The sequence below is a fragment of the Pseudomonas sp. M2 genome, assembly GCF_015751845.1.
Taxonomy (GTDB): domain Bacteria; phylum Pseudomonadota; class Gammaproteobacteria; order Pseudomonadales; family Pseudomonadaceae; genus Aquipseudomonas; species Aquipseudomonas putida_E.
In genome coordinates this window covers 571,724-595,159 of record NZ_JADOUD010000001.1, presented here as the reverse complement: position 1 = coordinate 595,159, position 23,436 = coordinate 571,724, and the positions used below count along the sequence as shown (strand labels likewise).

At 62.9% G+C, this 23,436-nt stretch carries 22 protein-coding genes and 4 tRNA genes; 14 read left to right on the top strand and 12 right to left on the bottom strand.

The features are described 5' to 3' along the window. Positions 1–41: 41 nt before the first annotated feature. Positions 42–641 (bottom strand): biliverdin-producing heme oxygenase, encoded by a 600-nt coding sequence (locus IWW33_RS02950; protein WP_196914191.1) that lies wholly within the window; start codon positions 639–641, stop codon positions 42–44. A 141-nt stretch (positions 642–782) separates the two neighbouring features. On the opposite strand from IWW33_RS02950, the gene IWW33_RS02945 reads away from it, so the two are divergent. Continuing rightward, a complete protein-coding gene (locus IWW33_RS02945; RefSeq protein WP_196914190.1) occupies positions 783–1,322 on the top strand; it encodes a histidine phosphatase family protein in 540 nt (179 codons plus the stop codon). A gap of 57 nt (positions 1,323–1,379) precedes the next feature. On the opposite strand, the gene IWW33_RS02940 is transcribed toward IWW33_RS02945, so the two are convergent. From IWW33_RS02940 to IWW33_RS02930, 3 genes are all read right to left on the bottom strand, one after another. Beyond that, entirely contained in the window at positions 1,380–2,165 is a 786-nt protein-coding gene (locus IWW33_RS02940; protein WP_012313625.1) for a sulfite exporter TauE/SafE family protein, read from the bottom strand. A 161-nt stretch (positions 2,166–2,326) separates the two neighbouring features. Continuing rightward, positions 2,327–4,207: a methyl-accepting chemotaxis protein McpA gene (gene mcpA, locus IWW33_RS02935; protein WP_115275379.1), complete on the bottom strand. Its 1,881-nt coding sequence runs from the start codon at positions 4,205–4,207 to the stop codon at positions 2,327–2,329. 140 nt (positions 4,208–4,347) lie between these two features. Next, positions 4,348–5,226 (bottom strand): LysR family transcriptional regulator, encoded by an 879-nt coding sequence (locus IWW33_RS02930; RefSeq protein WP_196914189.1) that lies wholly within the window; start codon positions 5,224–5,226, stop codon positions 4,348–4,350. Positions 5,227–5,326: 100 nt separating this feature from the next. On the opposite strand from IWW33_RS02930, the gene IWW33_RS02925 reads away from it, so the two are divergent. Further along, positions 5,327–5,755 (top strand): PACE efflux transporter, encoded by a 429-nt coding sequence (locus IWW33_RS02925; RefSeq protein ID WP_012313628.1) that lies wholly within the window; start codon positions 5,327–5,329, stop codon positions 5,753–5,755. 14 nt (positions 5,756–5,769) lie between these two features. Here the strand turns inward: IWW33_RS02925 and IWW33_RS02920 are convergent, their stop codons facing one another. From IWW33_RS02920 to IWW33_RS02890, 7 genes are all read right to left on the bottom strand, one after another. Then, a complete protein-coding gene (locus IWW33_RS02920) occupies positions 5,770–6,831 on the bottom strand; it encodes a hypothetical protein (protein ID WP_012313629.1) in 1,062 nt (353 codons plus the stop codon). Between the two features lie 75 nt (positions 6,832–6,906). After that, positions 6,907–7,587, bottom strand: a complete 681-nt coding sequence (locus tag IWW33_RS02915) for a GntR family transcriptional regulator (protein ID WP_046787918.1) — start codon at positions 7,585–7,587, stop codon at positions 6,907–6,909. Positions 7,588–7,603: 16 nt separating this feature from the next. Continuing rightward, a complete protein-coding gene (locus IWW33_RS02910; protein ID WP_046787919.1) occupies positions 7,604–8,308 on the bottom strand; it encodes a FadR/GntR family transcriptional regulator in 705 nt (234 codons plus the stop codon). A 44-nt stretch (positions 8,309–8,352) separates the two neighbouring features. After that, positions 8,353–9,663 (bottom strand): C4-dicarboxylate transporter DctA, encoded by a 1,311-nt coding sequence (locus IWW33_RS02905; RefSeq protein ID WP_046787920.1) that lies wholly within the window; start codon positions 9,661–9,663, stop codon positions 8,353–8,355. A 287-nt stretch (positions 9,664–9,950) separates the two neighbouring features. After that, entirely contained in the window at positions 9,951–10,436 is a 486-nt protein-coding gene (locus IWW33_RS02900; protein ID WP_046787921.1) for an Lrp/AsnC family transcriptional regulator, read from the bottom strand. A gap of 104 nt (positions 10,437–10,540) precedes the next feature. After that, complete coding sequence (locus IWW33_RS02895) at positions 10,541–11,605, bottom strand: ornithine cyclodeaminase (protein WP_196914188.1); 1,065 nt, start codon at positions 11,603–11,605, stop codon at positions 10,541–10,543. A gap of 143 nt (positions 11,606–11,748) precedes the next feature. Then, the gene (locus tag IWW33_RS02890; RefSeq protein WP_196914187.1) at positions 11,749–13,506 is read right to left on the bottom strand and encodes a sigma-54-dependent Fis family transcriptional regulator; all 1,758 of its coding nucleotides are present in this window, start codon (positions 13,504–13,506) and stop codon (positions 11,749–11,751) included. Positions 13,507–13,729: 223 nt separating this feature from the next. On the opposite strand from IWW33_RS02890, the gene IWW33_RS02885 reads away from it, so the two are divergent. Genes IWW33_RS02885 through IWW33_RS02860 form a run of 6 tightly spaced genes read left to right on the top strand, consistent with a single transcriptional unit; the run spans position 13,730 to position 19,648 of the window. Further along, positions 13,730–14,824: an ABC transporter ATP-binding protein gene (locus IWW33_RS02885; protein WP_119688601.1), complete on the top strand. Its 1,095-nt coding sequence runs from the start codon at positions 13,730–13,732 to the stop codon at positions 14,822–14,824. Next, complete coding sequence (locus tag IWW33_RS02880) at positions 14,824–15,921, top strand: ABC transporter ATP-binding protein (protein ID WP_174141615.1); 1,098 nt, start codon at positions 14,824–14,826, stop codon at positions 15,919–15,921. Before IWW33_RS02885 ends, IWW33_RS02880 begins: the two co-directional genes overlap by 1 nt. Continuing rightward, on the top strand, positions 15,918–16,781 hold the full coding sequence (locus IWW33_RS02875; protein ID WP_039603432.1) for a sugar ABC transporter permease: 864 nt from the start codon (positions 15,918–15,920) through the stop codon (positions 16,779–16,781). Before IWW33_RS02880 ends, IWW33_RS02875 begins: the two co-directional genes overlap by 4 nt. Positions 16,782–16,784: 3 nt before the next feature. Next, positions 16,785–17,585, top strand: a complete 801-nt coding sequence (locus IWW33_RS02870; protein ID WP_039603433.1) for a carbohydrate ABC transporter permease — start codon at positions 16,785–16,787, stop codon at positions 17,583–17,585. Between the two features lie 12 nt (positions 17,586–17,597). Further along, a complete protein-coding gene (locus tag IWW33_RS02865; protein ID WP_119688603.1) occupies positions 17,598–17,870 on the top strand; it encodes a DUF2160 domain-containing protein in 273 nt (90 codons plus the stop codon). A gap of 38 nt (positions 17,871–17,908) precedes the next feature. After that, positions 17,909–19,648, top strand: coding sequence for an ABC transporter substrate-binding protein (locus IWW33_RS02860; protein WP_119688604.1), 1,740 nt, complete (start codon positions 17,909–17,911; stop codon positions 19,646–19,648). Positions 19,649–19,746: 98 nt separating this feature from the next. Here IWW33_RS02860 and folD read toward each other — a convergent pair whose 3' ends face one another. Beyond that, complete coding sequence (gene folD / locus IWW33_RS02855) at positions 19,747–20,601, bottom strand: bifunctional methylenetetrahydrofolate dehydrogenase/methenyltetrahydrofolate cyclohydrolase FolD (protein ID WP_039603436.1); 855 nt, start codon at positions 20,599–20,601, stop codon at positions 19,747–19,749. 259 nt (positions 20,602–20,860) lie between these two features. Between folD and IWW33_RS02850 the strand changes: the two genes are divergently transcribed. The 6 genes from IWW33_RS02850 to tig all read left to right on the top strand — a co-directional run bounded on the left by IWW33_RS02850 (position 20,861) and on the right by tig (position 23,405). Beyond that, positions 20,861–20,937, top strand: a tRNA-Arg gene (locus IWW33_RS02850). A gap of 42 nt (positions 20,938–20,979) precedes the next feature. Beyond that, positions 20,980–21,055 (top strand) — tRNA-His (locus IWW33_RS02845). Between the two features lie 54 nt (positions 21,056–21,109). Further along, positions 21,110–21,194, top strand: a tRNA-Leu gene (locus IWW33_RS02840). A 36-nt stretch (positions 21,195–21,230) separates the two neighbouring features. Further along, positions 21,231–21,306, top strand: a tRNA-His gene (locus IWW33_RS02835). Positions 21,307–21,545: 239 nt separating this feature from the next. Continuing rightward, the gene (locus tag IWW33_RS02830; RefSeq protein ID WP_046787928.1) at positions 21,546–21,845 is read left to right on the top strand and encodes a DUF6388 family protein; all 300 of its coding nucleotides are present in this window, start codon (positions 21,546–21,548) and stop codon (positions 21,843–21,845) included. Between the two features lie 246 nt (positions 21,846–22,091). Continuing rightward, positions 22,092–23,405 carry a trigger factor gene (gene tig / locus IWW33_RS02825; protein ID WP_046787929.1) on the top strand — a complete coding sequence of 438 codons (1,314 nt, stop codon included), beginning with the start codon at positions 22,092–22,094 and terminating at the stop codon, positions 23,403–23,405. The last annotated feature ends 31 nt before the right edge of the window (positions 23,406–23,436 follow it).

Sequence of the window (23,436 nt, the reverse complement as noted above, 5' to 3'; positions counted from 1 at the left end):
CGCCGGCTTGCCGGCGACAGGGTCAGAGCGAGCAGGCCTCTTTAGCCGGGTTTTTGGTTCAGCACGTTGCGTTGCCCAAGCCAGCGCTCGAAGCACTGGAATGTTTCGATGGCCGCCTGCACGGTGGCGGCCTGCGCTGCAGGTGCTGTCGAGGCCTGGCCAAGGCGGTCGAGGAAGCTGCGCCAGTAGTTGCCGGTCCGCGCACCGTATACATCTAAAAAACCTGTGCCGCTGGCCGGGTCGAGACCCAGGCGTTCGGACATTGCCTTTTTGAGTACCTGGCCGCCCAGGGTCGAGCCTTCCATTACGTACATCACACCCAGCGCGCTTGCCTCATCGTTGATGGCAGGCAGCGCTTGGCACAGGGGCAGGGCATCGATGTCGGCGGCGCTCAGGTGCAAGGCTTGCAGGTCCAGAGTGAGAGCCGGTGTCTTGGCCCTCACGGGTTCCTGATAATCGCCCAGCCGGGCTTCGAGAGGGGCGTGGAACCCGTAATAGGCTTGCAGTAGCCGGCTGTAGGCAGCGGCATCGAAGTTCGCTGCAAAAAATGGCAGGCGTGCTTCGAGCGACTTATGGCAGTCGCGGGTGCCTTCGCGCAGGGCAAGCAGCAAAGTGCTGGGGGAGGAGGGACTGGCTGGCATTCGGGTCGGCTCTAGTGGCATTTCGCCTAATTTGGACTGACCATCGTAACGTAGTGTTCCTCCTGGGCTGCGACATTGTTGCGGAAAAAATAATCTCGGCGTGCTAAACCAGTCGGCCGTCCCCCGCAAAGAAGCCGCCTGGTGAAAGCCGTACACCTGACCTTGATCTGTCATGCCCTGACCACGGCCCAGAAGACCGGGCGCTTGCACCGCCCTGACGACGGCATCTTGCCGCTGCACGCCCAGCCGTTCGCCGTGGCGCCTGAAACGCGCATGCTGACCGCGCCGGAGCGGCGTGCGTGGGCAACGGCGGCAGGGTTTTCGATGCCGGTGCAGGTCGAGCCAGCGTTGGCCGATTGCGACCTGGGGTGCTGGCACGGGCTGGCATTGAAGCAGTTGCAGGCTGAGCAACCGCAGGCGCTGGCGTTGTGGCTGGACGACCCGCACAGTGCGCCGCATGGTGGTGAGTCGTTTGCCGAGCTGTGCCAGCGCATGGCGGGGTGGCTGGCGGCATTCGATAAACCGGGCGAGTGGGTGGCGGTGACCCATCCCATGGTGATTCGTGCGGTGCTGGTGCAGGTGCTTGGCTGCCCCCTGGCTGCCCATCGGCAGATTGATGTGCTGCCTTTGTCGCGTGTGCAACTGAGCTTTACCGGGCGATGGCGCTTGCGGCTCGGGTGAGGTGTGGCTTGTGATGGCGTGAGGGCCGGCCAACCCGTCTCACGCCAAATCCTTCCCTCAAAACGCCAGCTTGTACCCGATCAGCAACAGCATCCCCGCCAGGCAGGGCCGCAGCACGCGGTCGGAGATCCGCCCGGTGAGGTGGCTGCCCAGGTAGATGCCGGGCAACGAGCCGAGCAGCAGGTAACCCAGCAGCGACCAGTCCATGTTGCCCATGCCGGCGTGGCCCAGGCCTGCGACCAGGGTCAACGGCACCGCGTGGGCGATCTCGGTGCCCACCAGGCGCCGGGTGACCAGGAACGGGTAAAGCAAAAACAGCGCCACGGTGCCCAGGGCGCCGGCACCGATCGAGGTGAGGGTGACCATGACACCCAGCACCACGCCGGTGAGTACGGTAAGGATGTTTAGGCTACGGTCGCTGAGTTGGTAATGGTCACCGGCATGGCGGTTGGCGAACGCTTGCAGCCGCGACTTGAACAGGATTGCCAGCGCAGTGAGGATCAATACCACCGCCAGGCCCTGCTTGATGATGCCGTTGAGCGCCGAGGTGTCGGTGTGCAGGGTGCTCAGGAACCACAGGGTCAGCGCTGCTGCCGGGACGCTGCCCAGGCTGAGCAGGCCGGTGATTCTCCAGTCGATGTTCTTGTTGCGGCTGTGCACCCACACGCCACTGGCCTTGGTGATGGCGGCGTAGAGCAGGTCGGTGCCGACAGCGGTGGCCGGGCTGATGCCAAACCACAGCAGGATCGGCGTCATCAGCGAACCGCCACCGACGCCGGTCATGCCGACGATGAACCCCACAACCAGCCCGGCTATGGTGAAACCGAAAGAACCTACATCCATACGCTACTCGACTGCCCAGCTTTGCCCGTGATCGGATGGGTGCCAGCATATAGGTAGTTTATATAGCCAAATAGACTTGTTCGTTATTAGGTTATAACTGCCTGAGCTTCAGCGCCGGCACGCTCATCCCCTGCAGAAGGCGAGCGTGCCGGCACATCCCCTCAGATGCGGAAGCTGCCCACCAGTTGCTTCAAACGCCCGGCCTGCTGCGCCAGCGCATCGCAATGCTGCAGTGTCTGGTTGAGGTTCTCTACCCCTTGCTGGTTGAGCGCATTGATCTGGGTGATGTCCAGGTTCAGGCTCTCGACCACGGCGGTCTGCTCTTCGGTAGCGGTGGCCACCGACTGGTTCATGCCGTCGATCTCGCCGATGCGCTGGGTCACGCTGGCCAGGCGAACACCGGCCTGGTTGGCGACCTGCACGGTCTGTTCGCTGGACACCTGGCTGGTGTTCATGGTGTGCACCGCCTCACGCGAGCCGACCTGCAGGCTGGTGATCATGCGGTGGATCTCTTCCGCCGATTCCTGGGTGCGGTGCGCCAGGTTGCGAACCTCGTCGGCGACCACGGCAAACCCGCGCCCGGCTTCACCAGCACGGGCCGCTTCGATCGCGGCGTTGAGCGCCAGCAGGTTGGTCTGCTGGGAGATGCCCTTGATCACGTCGAGGATCTTGCCGATTTCGTCGGTGCTGGCATTGAGCGTTTCGATCTGTTCGCAGGATTCGCTGATGCGCTGCGACAGGGCGGTCATGGCGTTGATCGCTTCTTCCACCACTTCGCGCCCGCCATTGGCCTGCTCGCTGGCGCCGCTGGCGTGCTGCGAAGCGTCGGCAGCGTTGCGTGCGATTTCCTGAGTGGCGGCACCCAGTTGGTTGATGGCCGCAGCGACACTGTTGGTGCGCATGCTCTGCTCTTCGGAACCGATGATCGAGGCATTGGAGGCGTTGACCACCTTTTCCGACAGGTCGTGCACCAGCCGCGTGGCCGACGAAACTTCGCTGATCGAGGTGTGAATGCGTTCTACAAAGTGGTTGAACGAGGTGGCCAGCTCGCCGAACTCGTCCTTGCGCTGCACGTCAAGGCGGCGGGTCAGGTCGCCTTCACCTTCGGCGATGTCGCGCATGGCGCGGCCCATGGTGGTCAGCGGGCGCATCAGCACCGGGATCAGCAAGCCCAGCAGCCCGGCGATGGCCGCCACGGCAATGACCATGGCGATGATCGCCGAGGTGCGGAACTGGCCCAATGCGGCATAGGCCTTGTCCTTGTCGATCGACAGGCCGATATACCACTGGGCAGACGGCAAGCCCGCCACCGGGGCAAAGGAGATCAACCGCTGCTGGCCATCGAGGGTGACATCCTGCATGCCGGGCTCCACGCGCAAGCCAGCGCCTGGGTAGATGTCCTTGAGGTTCTTCATCACCTGGTCTTTGTCGGGGCTGACGATCACCTGGCCGCTGCTGTCGGCGAGGAAGGCGTGGCCGATGCCGCCGAAGTCGACCGAATTGATGATCTGCACCAAGGTATCGAGGGTCAGGTCGCCGCCGACCACTCCGAGCATTTCGCCGTCACGCTTTACCGGCGTGGCGATGGTCACCATCAGGCCACCGACGGCGCCTTGGTAAGGGGCGGTAAGCACGGTCTGCCCGGCGCTTGCGGCGGCGCCATACCAGGGGCGCTGGCGTGGGTCGTAACCGGCCGGCATCTGGGCGTTGGGGCGCTGGGTGAACACACCATTGGCCTGGCCCAGGTAGGTGAACAGGAAATTTTGCGTGTAGGACGGCTGCTCGATCAGCCCGGCCAGGGTATCGCCGGCCCCTTGTTCAGCAATGTCCTGTGCCAGGTTCTCCAGCACCAGGATGCGCCCGCTCATCCAGTTCTGCACGCTGCTGGCAGTCAGCGCACCGGACTGCTGCACCGACGACTCGATGTTCTGGGCGATGGTGTTGCGTTGCAGGTAATCGTTGTAGAGCGTGAACAGGGCAAAAGCCAGTACCACCACGCCGCACGCGCTGAGGAGGATTTTGTGGCGAAATTTCAGGTTCATGTTTCGAGACCTTGAGCCATGGAGGGAAGGGCACTGCGCGCTTGTGGCGCGATGGGCCTGTCCACTCTGATATCGGCAAATCTCTTAAAAAATTGAAGCACTTACGTCATCAGGCTGAGGCGATTTCGACGGACGGTGCGCTAGCAGTTGGCTAGCTGTTCGATCAGCAGACGCGCCGCTTGGCGCAGCGGTTGCTGCCTGCGCCAGAAGGCGTGAATCGGCAACTGAAGTTCGTTGCGGGTATTGCCAAAACGCAGGCGCACCAGGCGCCCTGCCTCGATCAGCGGCGCCACCCTGGCCAATGGCAAATCGCCCCAGCCAAGGCCTGCTTCGACCATTTGCACGGCGAAGTCGAAGCTGTCGGTGGACCAGTGCGTGGCGCCGATCAGCGCGCGCGGGTCGGCCAGCGGCAGGTCGCGGCTGCGCACCAGGATCTGGCGCACGTTGATCAGGTCTTCCAGGTAGCGGATGCGCCCGTCGCGCAGTGCCGGGTGCGCCGGTGACAGGGTGGCAACCAGCGATTGCGTACCAATGTGCTGGAACCCCCGGCGGGCATCGACATGCAGGCCGGCGAAGGCCAGGCACAGGTCGGCACGGCCGCTGTCGAGCAACTGCAATGCGTCTTCCTGCGGGGCGCTGAGCAGCTGGATGTCCAGCAGCGGGTAGCGCTCGCCCAGGCTGGCGATGGCGGCAAACAGCGGGCGCTGATCGATATCCGGGACCACGGCGAGGGTCAGGCTGCTTTCCAGCCCTTGCGACAGCTCCAGTGCGTGCACTTGCAGAAGCCCCAGTTGCTCGGCGATCAGCCTGGCGTGTGGCTCTAGGGCCAAAGCCTGGGCGGTAGCGTGAACCTCGCGCGGGCCGCGCTCGAACAGGGGGTAGCCCAGTTCGGCTTCAAGGTTGCCGATGGCCATGCTGACAGCGGATGGTACCCGGCCAAGGGTGCGTGCCGCAGCGGAAAACGAACCCCGGTCGAGCACGGCGAGGAACAGCTGGATGTTGTCGCTGGAAAAGTTCATGTCGGCCTCCTATCAGTGAATCTGAAAGCTACCGACTTTGTCTGTCAATAAATTTGAAGCATCCTTTCGCCCTTCGCTTGATTCCACATGAGGTAAACCCGTGCAGGGACTGAAACGCAAACTGGTCTACGTGACTTTCTACGAGCTGATTGGCTTGTGTATGTCGACGCTGGGGCTGGCTTACTTGTCCGATACTCAGGCTTCGCATACTGGACCGCTGGCGGTGATGATCACCACCATCGCCATGCTCTGGAACCTGATTTACAACAGCTTGTTCGAGTACTGGGAGAGCCGCCAAGCCAAGCGCGGTCGCAGCGTGGCGCGGCGGGTGGTGCATGCTGTCGGTTTCCAGCTGACCCTGGTGGTGTACCTGATCCCGCTGATTGCCTGGTGGCTGGGCATGAGCCTGGTCGAGGCGTTTCTGGTGGACCTTGCCTTTATCATCCTGGTGCCTTGCTACACCTTTGCCTACAACTGGGCGTTTGACCGGATATTCGGGTTGCCGGCATCGGCCATGGCCACCGCCTGAGGGTGTCGGTACCGCTATGGCGGCAGGCGAATCAACAAGGGTTCCTGCCGCGCAGGTTGTTCCGGTTGCACTGCCTGGTCCACTGGCCGCGGCGCACTGGCCAGCAAACTGTCCTCGACCTGCCCTGACAGGTAGTACACCCCCGCCATGGCGCCGCTCTGGCGGTTCTCCATCAATTCTTGCCATTCCTGATTGAGCGCCACGTTGAGGATCACCCGCAATTGCTCGACCATCTCCGGGTGATCGCGATCATGAGTGATCATGCCGTAGCCTGCCGCCGCCACCGAGATCATTGCCCCGGCCACCTTGCCTACCGCACTGGCCACTGCGCTGGCAATGCCGCGAGGGGCCAGGGTGGCGCCAAGCTTCTCGCTGGCGCGGGTGGCCACCGACGACAGGCCTACGTCGGTCTGCCCGGGGCCCTTGGCCGCTTGCCGGTGCAGGTGGTCGCGCAGGGCGAGCCAGGCGGGTTGCTGATCGAGCGGCTTGGCTTTGAGCAATTGATAGAGGCTGGCGTTGCGCGCCGGCGGCGGCCCCAGGGCAATGGCCGGGACCCGGTTCAGGCGCTGGCTGAGCTGATCGGGTGGGGCGTTGTAGCGCTGGATGATGGCCGGCAGTTGCTGGCCAAAGAGTTGCAGGTACAACTCGCAGGCGCGGTCGCGGATGACTTCGGGGTTGATCTGCTCGGCCACCGGCTCGATCACCCGGTTCTGGTACTGTTCCTGCAGGTACAGGGCCAGGCGTTTTTCCGCAGGCTCGCGGCCCTCACCGCTGTTGAGCTTGTACCAGGCGACCTTGAGGGTCAGCCATTGCTGGGTCCAGTAACCGGTGAACCAGGGAATGAAGTCGCTTTCGGTACGTTGCTGTACCTGTTCTTTCCATACCCGCATCGAGCGCCGCGCATAGTCGTTGGCCGAGCCTGCGGCGCCTACCGATGCATCGATCAGTTCCTGGTCGATGCGTTGCCAGGCGGCGGGGGTCAGCACGGCGGGCGGTGGCGGGGCAGGCGGGCGCTTGCCGGCGCAGCCGCCGAGGGCCAGCAGAAGGCAGAGCAGCACGAGGATGCGTGGGTTCACACGACCGCCTCCCGGGTTTCGAGGCTGGGTGGTTAACCGAGTATAGGGCCGGTGATCGGCTGCGCATGCGCCCTGTCAGGCGAGGTCGAGTTTTTCTTCCAGGCGGTCTAGGTGCTCATCCATCAGTGCAAGCGCGGCTGCCGCGTCACCAGCCTCCACGGCATCGATGATCGCCGCGTGCTCTTGCCAGGCACAGTGGTCGCAGCAGGGCGATTCATAGCGGGCGATGATCAGTGAGGTCATCGGCACCAGACCGTTGAGAAAACGTGCCAGCGGTGCATTGGCGGCCACCTGGGCAAGCTTGAGGTGGAATTCGCCGCCCAGGCGGATTGCCGCGCAACGTTCGCCCCGCTCGTGGTGCTGGCGCTCGCGCTCCACCAGCGAACGCAGTTGGCGGATCTGCGCCGGCCGCGCGCGTTGCGCTGCCAGGCTGATCAGGGTGGTTTCGGCCAGGCGCCGGGCGCTCAGCACCTGGCGCGCCTGTTGTGGATCAGGGGCGGCCAGGTGCGCGGTGTGGCTGGGGCGCTGTACCACCACTTGCTGGTCCGAGAGGCGCCCGAGTACCCGGCGGATCACCGTGCGGCTGACGCCGAAGGCGTTGCCCAGTGCCTGCTCGGGCAGCAGGCTGCCGGGTGGCAAGCGCTGCTCGAGAATCGCGTCGAACAGGCGGGGGTAGATCTGCTCGGCCGACAGGCGGGTTTCGCCGGCCCCGAGCAGGGCAGGCAGGTGGGGGGCGGCGTGGGCGCAGGCGGTCATGGTCGCTCTCCTGGGGTCATTGGCGCGGATGGTCATCCGGGATGTTCAGTTCGATGCCCATCCGCTGCCCTTCGGCAAGGATGTGCTGGCGCATCTGGGCGCTGGCCTGGGCGCTGTTGCGGTCGCGAATGGCGCGTACCACGGCTTCGTTTTCCTTGAGCCGAGCAGCAAGGTGTTCGGGTGAGTTGCGCAGCATGTTGGCGCTTTGCTTGAGGGCATTGCCGGTCTGCTGTACCACGCTCTGGAAAATCGGGTTGGTGGTCAGCGCGAACAGCGCCTCGTGGAAGGCGATGTAGGCCTTGGCCCCGGCATCGCTGTCATCGGCATCCAGCGCTTCGCGCATGTCCATCAGGGTCAGGCGTAGCTGGCCGATGTCCTGGCTGTTGGCCGATTGCGCCACCAGGCCGACGATGAACGGTTCGAGGGTGTAGCGCAGCTCCAGGACATCGGCCAGGCTCGCCGCAGCGCTGCTGTCGACGCCTGGCTCCAGCACGGCCGTTTCGGCATCCAGCACCAGTACGCCCTTGCCCGGCATGGAGCGCACCAGGCCGAGGGTCTCCAGCACGGTCACGGCTTCGCGCAGGCTGGGGCGGCTGATGCCCAATTGTTCGGCCAGCTCGCGCTGGCCAGGCAGCATGTCGCCGGAGCGCCACTGGCCGCGGGCCAGGGCCTGGCGCAGTTTTTCCACCACTGAGTTGACGACGGTCGATGAGCTGATCACGGTTTTCTCCTGAAAGGGCCGGCGTCAGCGCCGGCCACGTGGGCTCAGAATTCCTGTTGATGGGCGTTGGGCTGCTTGCGCGGTGCATGGGCAAAGCCGGGTTTGCCATCGAGCACGTTCTGCGCACGCTCCAGATCGATGTCTTTTTCCCAGCGGGCAATGGCCACGGTAGCCACGCAGTTGCCGATCAGGTTGGTCAGCGCCCGGCCGATGCCCATGAACCAGTCCACTGCCAGCACCAGCACCAGGCCTACCACCGGGATCGCCGGCACGGCGGTGAGGGTGGCGGCGAGGATCACCAGTGCCGAGCCTGGGATGCCGTGAGCGCCTTTGGACGTCACCAGTGACACCAGCAGGATGGTCAGCAGGTCGGTCATCGCCAGCGGCGTACCGGTGGCGTTGGCGATGAACACGATGGCCAGGGTCAGGTAGATGGAGAAGCCGTCAAGGTTGAACGAGTAGCCGGTCGGGATCACCAGGCCAACGGTGGAGCTGCCAATGCCCAGGTGCTCGAGCTTGCGCATGATCTGCGGCAATACGGCATCGGAGGAAGCGGTGCCCAGGACGATGGTCAACTCTTCGCGCAGGTACTTGATGAAAGGCAGCAACTTGAGCCCCGACACGCGCATCACGGTGCCCAGGATGATCAGCACGAAGCCCGCACAGGTCAGGTAGAACAACGCTACCAGGCCACCCAGGTGCTGCAGCGACTCCAGGCCATATTTGCTGGTGGTGAAGGCGATGGCGCCGAAGACGCCGATCGGCGCCAGGCGCACGATCATGCCCATGATGCGGAAAATCACGTGGCTGAGTTCGTTGATCAACCGCGAAATACCGGCGGCCGAGTCACCCACCAGGTTCAGCGCGCTGCCGAACAGCACCGAGAACAGCAAGACTTGAAGGATGTTGTTGTCGGCGAAGGCGCCCACCACGGAGGTGGGGATCAGGTCCATGAAGAACGCGGTGGCGCCATGGATATGCTGGCCGCGCTCGGCCAGGCCGCTGGCGTCGGCAGCAGAAAGCTGATCCAGGTGGATGTTGGCGCCGCTGCCGATGCCGCTGGTAAAGGCGAACACCAGGCCGATCACCAGGGCGATGGTGGTCAACACTTCAAAGTAGATCACCGATTTCAGGCCGATGCGCCCGACTTTCTTCAGGTCGCCGGCACCGGAAATGCCGCTGACCACCACGCAGAAGACGATCAGGCCGATAAGCATCTTGATCAGCTTGATGAAGCCGTCGCCGAGGGGTTTGAGCTGCAGGGAAAGGTCGGGAAAACTGAGGCCGCAGGCGATGCCGAGGGCAAGGCCGAGCACAACTTGCAGGAAGATCGAACGCGAGCACCATTTGAGCATGGGAGTGATCTCTGATCGGTGTCCTTGCTTCGGTGCCGCACGGGGCGAAAGAGCGCAGGACTTATTTATTTTTGTGGTCTTACCGGTTTGTTCAGCGCGAAGTCATAAAAGCGCGAAAAATCCGAATATGCAAGGTTTTTTGGCCTTACCGGTCTGACCAGTTGTGGGGCATTTCGGCTTGCCAGGCTCTAGTTCGGTGCGTGCTGCAGATTGAGGTGATGCGCCGTTGGCCGGCATTTGCCAATACCTGCAGGGTGTTAGCAATCGGCCTGCCAACTTCTGCCCGATCAGGGCGGCGGGGCGATGCTTTTGACCGAAGCCAGTTCAGGGTGGGCCACCAGCTTGTCGATGTGCAGGGCGTCGTCGTTCATCCAGCTTTCGCTCAGCACCCGATAGTGCTCCATGTCACGACAGCGCACGCGCAAGCTGTAGTCGAAATGGCCACTGATCAGTTGGCATTCATGAACGTCAGGGCAGGCCAGCATGGTTGCCTCGAACGCCTTTTGTGCGGACCGCCCGCGCAGGTTGGAAAGGGCTACGAGTACCAGCAGTGACAGCCCTGGTGCGAGCTTCTGCGGGTCGATGATTGCGCCATAACCGCGGATCACGCCGCGCCGTTCCAGCTTGCGTACGCGTTCCAGGCAGGGGCGCGGAGTAAGATGCACCAGGGTCGAGAGCTTTTCGAAGGTGATGCGGCCATCGACGCGCAGTATGTCGATGATGGCTTGGTCGATGCGGTCCAGCGGGGCAGAGGTGGCGTCCTTGGTGTCCATGCGAGGTGCTTCTTTTTTGACGGCGGGGCATGGACAGGTTAGGCGGTTATCGGGTGATCGTCCTCACGCGCCGGCGATTGGGCTGCGTAGCAGCCCAAGGTCCGTCAGGCGCAGGCGCTGTCGGCCCGGTGCACTGAACGAACCGCCACCACCCGAGGCTGCAGCAGTGCATACAAGTCCTTGGGGTTTTCCAGCACCGGCACCAGCCCGATATCCTGGCCGATCCCTAACGTGAGCGCTGTATCGAGCACGTAGCGCAGTGCCGAATAATCTTCCAGCGCAAAACCTACCGAATCGAACAGGGTCACCTGGTCGGCGTTTTCACGGCCCTGAACAAGGCCTGCGACCACCTGCCAGAATGGGAAGACCGGCGAATCGGCCGGCATTTGCTGGATTTCGCCTTCGACCCGGCTTTGCGGCTCGTACTCAACGATCACCCGGGCCCGCTCGACGATGTCGCGGTGCAGCTCGGTCTTGCCCGGGCAGTCGCCGCCCACGGCGTTCAGGTGCACGCCCGGTTCGATCATGTCCGGCGTGAGGATGGTCGCGTACGTCTTGTCCGCCGTGACCGTGGTGACGATATCGGCACCGCGCACGGCATCGGCGACGCTGTGGGCGACGATCACCTTGAGCCCTGGGCGGCCCGTCAGGTTGGCCACCAGCTTCGCCGTGGCTGCAGGGTCGATGTCGAACAGGCGGATCTCGTCGATGCCCAGCAGGGTCTTGAAGGCGATGGCCTGGAATTCGCTTTGCGAGCCGTTGCCGATCAGCGCCATGCTGCGGCTGTCTTCACGCGCCAGGTAGCGGGCGGCGAGTGCCGAGGTGGCGGCGGTACGCATCGCTGTGGTCAGGGTCATCTCGCTGAGCAGCAGCGGCGCGCCGGAGCCGACGTCGCTCAAGGCGCCGAAGGCCATCACCGTGGGCAGGCCGAGGCGGGTGTTCTTCGGGTGGCCGTTGACATACTTGAAGGCATACCGGCTGGAGTCGGAAACCGGCATTAGTTCGATCACGCCGTCCGCCGAATGATTGGCCAGGCGCGGGCACTTCTGGAAATCGTGCCAGCGCAGGTAGTCCTGACGAATGTACTCGGCCATCTCCACCAGGCAGCTGGCCAAGCCTTTGCGGTTGACCAGGCGGGCGAGGTCTTGCACATCGATGAAGCGGGTCATGGCATCTCCCTGCAACTTGCGGGTTGGGCTGTAGGGATATTGTCGGGCGATCAGGGCGGGAATGCCGGCCGAAAAAGGCGGTGCGGGCAGCGGGTCCGGCTGACTTCAGGGCCCGGGCAGCCGAATCGGCTGTCGGCCCCCGGTCATTGCTCGCGAAGGCGTTTATACAGTGTCGTTCGGCTGATCCCCAGGCTCCGGGCCACGGCCGAGAGGTTGCCATTGGCCCGTTTCAGCAGGCTTTGCAGGTCCGCCTCATCGTCACTGCAGTCGCTCACCACCGGGCGCCCTTGTGTTTCAGCCAGAAAGACCCCAGGCAGATGTTCGACGCCGACCGGCCCATCGCCTGCCAGCGCCAGCGCCACCTGCATCACACTCACCAGCTCGCGCACATTGCCCGGCCAGGGGTGGCGGTCAAGCAGCTCGAGGATAGGCTGCCCCAAGCGCTGGGGTTGGTGAGGGTCGCGATAACGTGCGTGGATGCGCTCGATCAATGCTCGCCGGTCAGTGCGCTCGCGCAGCGCCGGCAACACGACCGCCATTGCCGCGATGCGGTAGTAGAGGTCTTGGCGAAAGCGCCCCGCACGCACCTCTTCGGTCAGGTCCCGATTGCTTGCCGAGACCACGCGGATATCCACCGCTACCGGTTCGCCGCTGCCCAGAGGCTGAATGCTGCGCGATTGCAGCACGCGCAGCAGGCGGGCCTGGGTCGGCAGCGGCATGTCGCCGATTTCGTCGAGGAACAGGATGCCCTGGTCGGCCTTGCGGATCAGCCCGGGGTTGCCCTTGTGATGAGCGCCGGTGAAGGCGCCTTTGTCATAACCGAACAACTCCGATTCCACCAGCTCTGCCGGGATCGCCGCACAGTTGACCGCGATCAACGGCTGGCGGGCACGGCTGCTGGCGCGGTGCAGGGCCTGGACGAAGACTTCCTTGCCGACGCCGGTTTCACCCTGGACCAGCAGCGGGATGTCTTTTTCCAGCATCAGGCTGGCCTGGGCCAGGGCCTTTTCCATGCGTGGGTCGCCACTGCCAAGCGCTGAGCGCGGGTGGCTTTGCCGGGGGGCTTGCCACTGGCAGTGGAAGCGGTTGCGCCCGGCTGCCTGCAAAGCGAAGGGTTGCTGCTGGGGGTGGGCAAGCAACTGGCACAAGGGGATCTGGAACAGTTGCTCGACGTTTTGTTGCAGCGGGTTGCCGCCCAGCAGGCTGTCGGCTCGATGATTGGCGGCGAGTACCTGGCCACGCTCATCGAATACCAGCAGCCCGGCCCAGGGGCTGTCGAGGTTGTCGCAAGCGCTGTTGAACAGCAATTGGGCGTGCTGTTCGGCATGCTGCGCAAGGATCAGGCGATTCTCCAGGCTCTGGCCCATCATGCGCACCAGGCCGAGGGTCTGGGTGGCCGGCAGGTAGCCGTCGCTGGCCACATCGAGCACCCCGACCAGTTGCCGCAGGGCATCGTACAGCGGGGCTGCGGCGCTGGACATGTAGCGGTTCTGGCGCAGGAAGTGTTCGTCCTGGCCAACATGGACGGGCTCGGCGCAGACCAGCGCGGTACCCAGCGCATTGGTGCCCACGCCCCGTTCGTGCCAGTGGGCGCCGGCGCTGAAACCGTGCTGGTGCTGGGGGCAGACGAAGCGTCGCGAACCCCAGGTCTCGAGCAGGCAGCCGTTGGCGTCGGCGAGCATCACCAGGTAGCTGGCATTGCCCAGCAGGTGCGCGTACTGCGGCAGCACGCCATCGCGGGTGTGTTGCAACAGTGCCTGGCGCCGCTCCAGCAGGGCGCTGAGTTCGGCCTTGGTCAGGCAATCGAAGTCGGGGGCGCTCTGTGGCTGCAGGCCGTGATCGCGGCAGCGCGCCCAGGAGGCCTGGATCAGTTGGGCATGGGTCGAAGTGGCGGTGGCCATGGGCCTGTCCTGTGTGATTGTTGTTATCAGCCGACCGCTGTTGAGTGTCGTCCACCGTTGTTCATTGTCAAACCCGCCACTGTTCAGGTGTTCAGCGAAAGTGTTCAGTTGTGAATCGCTGCTGGCTTGTCGGCACCGTCAAAGCCGCAGGCCAGAGGGCCAGAGTGGAACTGGCACGGAACTGGCTGTCTGTGCCGGACAACCACAATAACAAGGTCCTGCCATGTCTCTGGTGCTGGAACAGGTCAGCCGCAGCGTCGATAACCAGCCCTGGATCATCGACGCGTCCCTGCAGTTCGAGCCTGGCTCGTTCAACGTGCTGCTTGGCCGGACCCTGGCCGGCAAAACCAGCCTCATGCGCCTGATGGCCGGGCTCGACCGCCCCGACCGTGGCCGCGTGCTGATGGCGGGTGAAGATGTCACTGGCGTGCCGGTGCGCCGGCGCAATGTGTCGATGGTGTATCAGCAGTTCATCAATTACCCGACCCTGAGCGTGTACGAGAACATCGCCTCACCCCTGCGCCAGGCGCGCCTGGCCGAGCCGGACATCCGTCGGCGCGTGCAGGAAACTGCCGAAATGCTGCGTATCGAACCCTACCTGCAACGCTTGCCGTTGGAGCTGTCTGGCGGCCAACAGCAGCGCACGGCGATGGCCAGGGCGCTGGTCAAGGATGCCGGGTTGATCCTGTTCGATGAGCCGCTGGTCAACCTCGACTACAAGCTGCGCGAAGGGCTGCGCCAGGAGCTGCGCGAGTTGTTCGCCGCGCGCAACTGCATTGCCGTGTATGCCACCACCGAGCCCAACGAAGCGCTGGCACTGGGCGGCACCACCACCCTGGTGCACGAGGGGCGAATCGTCCAGAGCGGGCCGACGGCCGAGGTCTACCAGCGGCCCGGCAGCGTGCTGGCCGCCGAGTTGTTCAGCGAGCCGCCGATCAACCTGATACCGGGGCGTATCAATGGCAATGAGGTGAGCCTGGCCCAGGCCGTGCACTTCGCCCGCAATGTCGACCTGCACCGCCTGGGCGACGGCGTTTACCGCTTTGGCGTGCGCCCCAGCCACCTCACCCTGGTGCCGGCGCACGATGACGACCTGGAACTGGCGGTGCGGGTGGAACTGGCCGAGATCAGCGGTTCCGAGACATTTCTGCACGTGCGTAACGAGCACTGGCCGATGGTCCTGCACCTGCCGGGGGTGCACGAGTATCAGGTGGATACGCCGATCCGTGTCTTCATACCCACCCACAAGCTGTTCGTCTTCGACAGCGCCGGGGCACTGGTACAGGCACCGGGCCTGCGCCAGGCAAGGAGCGCCTGATGGCCGAAATCCGCCTGCGCCAACTGGCGCACAGCTATAGCCGACAACCCGCCACCGAGGGCGACTACGCACTGCATCAACTGGAGCACGTGTGGGAGCAGGGCGGCGCTTATGCGTTGCTCGGGCCTTCCGGGTGTGGCAAGTCGACCTTGCTGAACATCATCTCGGGGCTGCTCACGCCCTCCCATGGCCAGGTGCTGTTCGACGGCAAGCCGGTCAATGACCTTTCGCCGCAGCAGCGCAACATTGCCCAGGTGTTTCAGTTCCCGGTGGTGTACGACACCATGACGGTGTTCGACAACCTGGCGTTCCCTTTGCGCAACCAGGGCCTGGACGAAGCCAGGGTGCGCACGCGGGTCGAGGAAATCGCCGAAGTGCTCGACCTGGGCGCAGTGCTGAAGAAAAAGGCGCGCAACCTCAGCGCCGACGAAAAGCAGAAAGTGTCCATGGGCCGTGGCCTGGTGCGCGATGACGTCTCGGCCATCCTTTTCGACGAGCCGTTGACGGTGATCGACCCGCACCTGAAATGGAAGTTGCGGCGCAAGCTCAAGCAGATCCATGAGCAGTTCAACATCACCATGATCTACGTGACCCACGATCAACTGGAGGCTTCGACCTTCGCCGACAAGATCGCGGTGATGCATGGCGGGCGCATCGTCCAGTTCGGCACCCCGCGTGAGCTGTTCGAGCGGCCACGGCATACCTTTGTCGGCTACTTCATCGGCAGCCCGGGGATGAACCTGATCGACGTGCGCGCCGACGCGGCGGGGGTCGCGTTCGGCGATGTGCACCTGATACTGCCCGACGGCCTGCGCGAACGCTTGGCGGGCACGCGCGGCGGGCGCCTGCAAGTGGGCATTCGCCCGGAGTTCGTGCAACTGTGGGACAGCCCATTCGAGGGCGCCTTGCCTGCGCGAGTGCTGGACGTCGAGGACCTGGGCACCTATCGCATCGTCACTCTGGTGCTTGGCGGCGTGGCGCTCAAGGCGCGCCTGGCAGAAGATCGCCCGGTGCCGGTGGCACATGCCTGGGTCAGCCTGCCGACGCAGTGGCTGCTGCTGTACGTCGACGATCTGCTGCTGGAGGCCGTGCCATGAACAAGGTGCCGAACAACAAGGCCTGGTGGCTGGTGCTGCCGGTGTTCCTGCTGGTGGCGTTCAGTGCCGTGATGCCGATGATGACGGTGGTCAACTATTCGGTGCAGGACATTTTCGACCAGTCCAGCCGCTACTTCGTCGGCGCCGACTGGTACCGCCAGGTGTTGCGCGACCCGGCATTGCACGATGCCTTGCTGCGCCAATTCATCTATTCCGCCTGCGTGCTGCTGATCGAAATTCCGCTGGGCATCGGCATCGCCCTGACCATGCCGACCAAGGGGCGCCTGGCTTCGGTATGCCTGATCGTCATGGCCATCCCGCTGCTGATCCCGTGGAATGTGGTCGGCACCATCTGGCAGATCTTTGGCCGCGCCGATATCGGCCTGCTCGGTGCCACGCTGGCCAAGCTTGGCGTCAGCTACAACTATGCCGGCGACCCGTTCGACGCCTGGCTCACCGTGCTGGTGATGGACGTCTGGCACTGGACATCACTGGTGGCGCTGCTGTGCTACTCGGGCCTGCGCGCCATCCCCGACGTGTACTACCAGGCCGCTCGCATCGACCGGGCATCGGGCTGGGCGGTGTTCCGGCATATCCAGTTGCCCAAGCTCAAGAACGTGCTGCTGATCGCGGTGATGCTGCGCTTCATGGACAGCTTCATGATCTACACCGAGCCGTTCGTGCTCACCGGAGGCGGGCCGGGTAACGCCACTACCTTCCTCAGTCAGACGTTGACCCGCATGGCGGTCGGGCAGTTCGACCTGGGCCCGGCGGCGGCGTTCTCGCTGGTGTATTTCCTGATCATTCTGCTGGTGTCGTGGCTGTTCTATACCGCCATGACCCACGCCGACAAGGACTAGGCCATGAGTACACGCAAGACGCTGGCCCTGCTGCTGTACTTCTTCTTCCTGCTGGTGCCGATCTACTGGCTGCTGAACATGTCGTTCAAGAGCAACACCGAGATACTCGGTGGCCTCACCCTGTGGCCGCAGGCGTTCACCCTCGACAACTACCGGGTGATCTTCACCGATGCCAGCTGGTACAGCGGCTACATCAACTCGCTGTACTACGTGTGCCTGAACACGCTGATTTCGCTGCTGGTGGCGCTGCCGGCGGCCTATGCCTTCTCGCGCTACCGCTTCCTCGGTGACCGCCACCTGTTCTTCTGGTTGCTGACCAACCGTATGGCCCCACCTGCGGTGTTTCTGCTGCCGTTCTTTCAGCTCTATTCGTCCATCGGCCTGTTCGATACGCACATTGCCGTTGCCCTGGCCCACTGCCTGTTCAACGTGCCGCTGGCAGTGTGGATTCTCGAGGGCTTCATGTCGGGCGTGCCGAAGGAGATTGATGAAACCGCCTACATCGATGGTTACAGCTTCCCGCGTTTCTTCGTGAAAATTTTCATTCCGCTGATCGGCTCCGGCATCGGCGTGACGGCGTTTTTCTGCTTCATGTTTTCCTGGGTCGAACTGTTGCTGGCGCGCACCCTGACTTCGGTGAACGCCAAGCCGATTGCCGCCGTGATGACCCGCACGGTGTCTGCTTCGGGCATCGACTGGGGCGTGCTGGCGGCGGCAGGGGTGTTGACCATCCTGCCAGGCATGCTGGTGATCTGGTTCGTTCGCAACCATGTGGCCAAGGGTTTTGCCCTGGGCCGGGTGTGAGGAGGGCAACGCATGGAGTGGATGGCCTGGACCTTGCCCACGGCGCTGTTCTTCGCCGTCGTCGGCGTACTGCTGCTGTGCATGACCCTGTGCGAACTGCGCCGCCCCTGTGTGGAGCGGCGCGGCTTTCTGCCGATCGTCACCAGCCGTGGCGACCGGTTGTTCATCGGCCTGTTGGTCAGCGCCTACCTGCACTTGCTGGTAGTCGGGGTCAGCGACTGGCCTTTATGGGTGGCCTCGCTGCTGTCGCTGGGCTGGCTCGTGGTGGTGCTGCGCTGGGGCTGAGCGACGGCTCCGGGGAATAACTCAAACGGGAGAGCACAATGTTCCATAACAAACACAACCGGCGACATTTGACCCTGGCCGCGATGCTGGTACTGGCGGGCGTACACGGTGCGGCGTGGGCCGACCAGTACGAGGATGCGGCGTCGAAATGGATCACCAGCGAGTTCAAACCGTCGACCCTGACGCCGGAGCAGCAGTTGGCCGAACTCAAGTGGTTCATCAAGGCCGCCGAGCCGTTTCGCGGGATGAAGATCAATGTGGTGTCGGAAACCATCACCACCCATGAGTACGAGTCCAAGGTGCTGGCCAAGGCCTTCAGCGAGATCACCGGGATCCAGCTGACCCACGACCTGCTGCAGGAAGGCGACGTGGTGGAGAAGCTGCAGACGCAGATGCAGTCGGACAAGAACATCTACGACGGCTGGGTCAACGACTCCGACCTGATCGGTACGCACTTTCGCTACGGCAAGGTGGAGTCGATCACTGATCTGATGGCCAACGAAGGCAAGGACTACACCTCGCCGACCCTGGACCTGAAGGACTTCATTGGCATTTCGTTCACCACCGCGCCGGATGGCAAGGTTTATCAGTTGCCCGACCAGCAGTTCGCCAACCTGTACTGGTTCCGCGCCGACTGGTTCGAGCGGCCCGAGCTCAAGGCCAGGTTCAAGGAAAAGTACGGTTACGAGCTGGGCGTGCCGGTGAACTGGTCCGCCTATGAGGACATCGCCAAATTCTTCACCGAAGACGTCAAGGAAATCGATGGCAAGCGCGTCTATGGCCACATGGACTATGGCAAGAAGGACCCTTCGCTGGGGTGGCGCTTCACCGATGCCTGGTTCTCCATGGCCGGTGGTGGCGACAAAGGGCTGCCCAATGGCTTGCCAGTGGACGAGTGGGGCATCCGCGTGGAGGATTGCCACCCGGTAGGGTCCAGCGTGACCCGTGGCGGCGACACCAATGGCCCGGCGGCCGTCTATGCCACGCAGAAGTACGTCGACTGGATGCGCGCCTATGCGCCCAAGGAAGCGCAAGGCATGACCTTCTCCGAGGCCGGCCCGGTGCCTGCGCAAGGCAACATCGCCCAGCAGATCTTCTGGTACACCGCCTTTACCGCCGACATGACCAAGCCGGGGCTGCCGGTGGTCAACGCTGACGGCACGCCGAAGTGGCGCATGGCGCCCTCGCCCAAGGGGCCATACTGGGAGGAGGGGATGAAGCTGGGCTATCAGGACACCGGCTCCTGGACCTTCTTCAAGTCCACCCCCGAGAAGCAGCGCCTGGCCGCTTGGCTATACGCCCAGTTCGTCACCTCCAAGACCGTGTCGTTGAAAAAGACCATCGTTGGCCTGACGCCGATCCGCGAGTCGGACATCAACTCCCAGGCCATGACCGACCTGGCGCCCAAGCTTGGCGGGCTGGTGGAGTTCTATCGTAGCCCGGCACGGGTGCAATGGACCCCGACCGGGACCAACGTGCCGGACTATCCTCGCCTGGCACAACTGTGGTGGAGCCATATCGCCGAAGTGGCCAGTGGCGAGAAAACGCCGCAAGAAGCGCTGGATGGCTTGGCCCGGGATCAGGACCGCATGATGGAGCGGTTGCAGCGCTCCAATGCCCAGGCCACCTGCGCGCCTAAGCTGAACCCTGAAAAAGACGCACAGTACTGGTTCGACCAGCCGGGGGCGCCAAAACCGAAACTGGCCAACGAGAAGCCCAAGGGCGAGACGGTCAGCTATGACGAGCTGCTGAAATCGTGGGAGGCGGCGCGCAAGTGACCGGCTAGGGACCCAAATGGGTTCATCGTCGGCAAGCTGCTGAATCCAAGGCAAAAAAACGGCACCTGCCAGAGGTGCCGTTTTCATTTCACGCAAGCTTACTTATGCAGCTCTTCTGCCGCATACAGCGTGTTTTCCAGCAGGCAGGCCCGGGTCATCGGCCCTACGCCGCCCGGCACCGGCGTGATCCAGCCCGCGCGGGGCAGGGCGGTCTCGTAGACCACATCGCCGACCAGCTTGCCGTCTTCCTGGCGGTTGATGCCCACGTCGATGACGATGGCGCCTTCCTTGACCCACTCACCCTTGACCAGCCCCGGCTTGCCGGCAGCCACGACCACCAGGTCGGCACGGCCGACATGACCGGCCAGGTCCTTGGTGAAGCGGTGGCAGACAGTCACGGTGCAGCCGGCCAGCAGCAGCTCCATGGCCATCGGGCGGCCAACGATGTTGGAAGCGCCGACGATCACGGCGTCCATGCCGTACAGGTCCTGACCGGTGCTTTCGAGCAGGGTCATGATGCCTTTAGGGGTGCACGGGCGCAGCAGCGGAATACGCTGGGCCAGGCGACCGATGTTATACGGGTGGAAGCCATCGACGTCCTTGTCCGGACGGATGCGCTCGAGCAGCAGCGATGCATCCAGGTGTGCAGGCAGCGGCAGTTGCAGCAGGATGCCGTCCACTGCCGGGTCGTCGTTGAGGCGGTCGATCAGCTCGGTCAGGGCTTGCTGCGTGGTTTCGCTGGGCAGATCGAAGGCCTGCGAAATGAAACCGACCTCTTCGCAGTCCTTGCGCTTGTGCGAGACATAGACTTGGGAGGCGGGGTCGGTGCCGACCAGGATCACCGCCAGGCCCGGCGTGCGCAGGCCTTGCTGGCGACGCTCCTCGACACGTTGAGCGATCTGCTTGCGCAGGTTGGCGGCGATCGCCTTGCCATCGATTAGGTGTGCAGTCATAGACGCGTGATTAACCATCGAGAAAGGAACAATAAAGAGGGCGCATTCTCGCACGACACGGCCCGAGGGCAAAGGCGGGTGGTCGGGCAAATGCCCTAACCCCTTAAATAATTTAAATTTTTTATAGAAAGGTGTTGACGCTTATACGGGTCGCCTATAAGATTCGCCGCACTTGTCGGGCACAGCCTAGCACTGGTTGGCGAAGTCGGGCAGAATGAGTGGTTTTAGTATTACTCGTTCGGTTAGGCTTTACGCTTATGCGCCCGTAGCTCAGCTGGATAGAGCATCCGCCTTCTAAGCGGATGGTCGCAGGTTCGAGTCCTGCCGGGTGCGCCATTAGGCAGCTTGGGCAAGCAAGTGAGGCAGTAAAGCGATATGGTGGGCGTAGCTCAGTTGGTAGAGCGCCGGATTGTGATTCCGGTTGTCGTGGGTTCGATTCCCATCGTCCACCCCATATTCTTCAGAGGCGCCTTGATTGTAGATCTGGCGCCTTTGTTTTAAGCGTTATGCGGACGTGGTGAAATTGGTAGACACACTGGATTTAGGTTCCAGCGGCGCAAGCTGTAAGAGTTCGAGTCTCTTCGTCCGCACCATGTTTATGTAAGGTTGTACCGTAACACCGCAATATGGTGGGCGTAGCTCAGTTGGTAGAGCGCCGGATTGTGATTCCGGTTGTCGTGGGTTCGATTCCCATCGTCCACCCCATATTTTCGAAGGCGCCTTGATTGTATGATCAGGCGCCTTTGTTGTTTCTGCGTTATGCGTACGAGCGTGTAACTATGCAGCCTCGCCGGCAAGCCGGCTCCTGCAGGGGCGCGCAGTTCTTGAGGCCTGCGCAATACCTCTGACAGCCCTTGCAATCCTCTGGCGACACCCCAATAAAAGCTGATAGATTTCAGTCGGTTGAAATACCGGCTGGATTAGGCCAGCAAAGGATTAATCCAATGATTGCAAAAGAAGCCCGTCAGGCGCTGGCGCTTCAGCGCTTCGCCGAGGCCAATCCGCAACTGCTCGAGGAAATCCGTGGGCTGGATGCGCGCGAACAGGCCCAGCAGATCGAATGGGCGTTCGAGGATGCCGCCGACCAGCAGGGCATCCAGCCTTGGGAGCTGGCGCTGCAGTTGATCGCCGAAAGCCCCGAGCAACTTCAGGCCATGCGCCTGGAGACCCATCGCGAAGTGGCCCAAGCGCTGGGTATGGCTTGGGAAGAGTACTGCCAGTTCAATGAAATCGACCCTGAATAAGGGCGTTTTTGCGGGCTGTAGTTGTTTGACAAAGTATTACGGTTGCGTGCCGCCGACGGCGTTGCGCACCCTGCATATATATAGAGGCCCGGCGATACGCCGTGCGGGCCTTGCAAGCTAATCGACCGGCGTGGTTTCCCGTCGTCCCGGGTGGGGTGACTTCTGGTGCGTGACTCACTAGAATGCTTGCCCTTGATTCTGGAGTCGGGCTAACGCCGGCTAACGTCTGTGCAACGAGGAATATCCATGCAAGTTTCTGTTGAAAACACTTCCGCTCTCGAGCGCCGCATGACCATCGCCGTTCCGGCCGAGCGCGTCGAGAACGAAGTCAACAAGCGTCTGCAGCAGACTGCCAAGCGCGCCAAGGTCGCGGGCTTCCGCCCAGGCAAAGTGCCGATGAGCGTGATCCGCCAGCGTTTCGAAGCCGATGCCCGTCAAGAGGCTTTCGGTGACCTGGTCCAGGCTTCCTTCTACGAAGCCATCGTCGAGCAGAAGCTGAACCCGGCTGGCGCGCCTGCTGTAGAGCCGAAGTCCTTCGAAAAGGGCAAGGACCTGGAGTTCGTCGCCATCTTCGAAGTGTTCCCAGAGTTCGCCGTTGCCGGCCTGGAGTCGATCAGCGTCGAGCGCCTGAGCGCCGAAGTGGCTGATGCCGACCTGGACAACATGCTGGAAGTGCTGCGCAAGCAGAACGTGCGCTTCGAGGCCGTCGAGCGCGCTGCCGAGAAAGACGACCAGGTCAACATCGACTTCGTCGGCAAGATCGACGGTGAAGCCTTCGCCGGTGGTTCGGCCAAGGGTACCCAGCTGGTACTGGGCTCCGGCCGCATGATCCCAGGCTTCGAAGACGGCCTGGTTGGCGCCAAGGCTGGCGAAGAGCGCGTTGTCAACGTGACCTTCCCTGAGGATTACCAGAACCTGGACCTGGCTGGCAAAGCTGCCGAGTTCACCATCACCGTCAACAGCGTTTCGGCACCTCAGCTGCCAGAACTGAACGAAGAGTTCTTCGCCCAGTTCGGCATCAAGGAATCGACCCTGGAAGGCTTCCGCGCCGAAGTTCGCAAGAACATGGAGCGTGAACTGCGTCAGGCGATCAAGACCAAGGTGAAGAACCAGGTCATGGACGGTCTGCTGGCCGCCAACCCGATCGAAGTGCCGAAGGCTCTGCTGGAAAATGAAGTCAACCGCCTGCGCGTCCAGGCTGTTCAGCAGTTCGGTGGCAACATCAAGCCTGAGCAGCTGCCGGCCGAGCTGTTCGAAGAGCAAGCCAAGCGCCGTGTGGTGCTGGGCCTGATCGTCGCCGAAGTGGTCAAGCAGTTCGAACTGAAGCCGGACGAAGGCAAGGTTCGTGAAATGATCGAAGAAATGGCTTCGGCTTACCAGGAGCCTGAGCAGGTCATCGCTTGGTACTACAAAAACGACCAGCAGATGAACGAGGTACGTTCGGTTGTACTGGAAGAACAAGTTGTAGATACTGTTCTGCAGAAAGCGACTGTGACCGACAAATCGGTCTCGTACGAAGAAGCCGTAAAACCAGCGCAGGCTCCTGCCGAAGCTGAGTAAGGCGGCCCTCTCGTAGGAAACCCCCACAAGC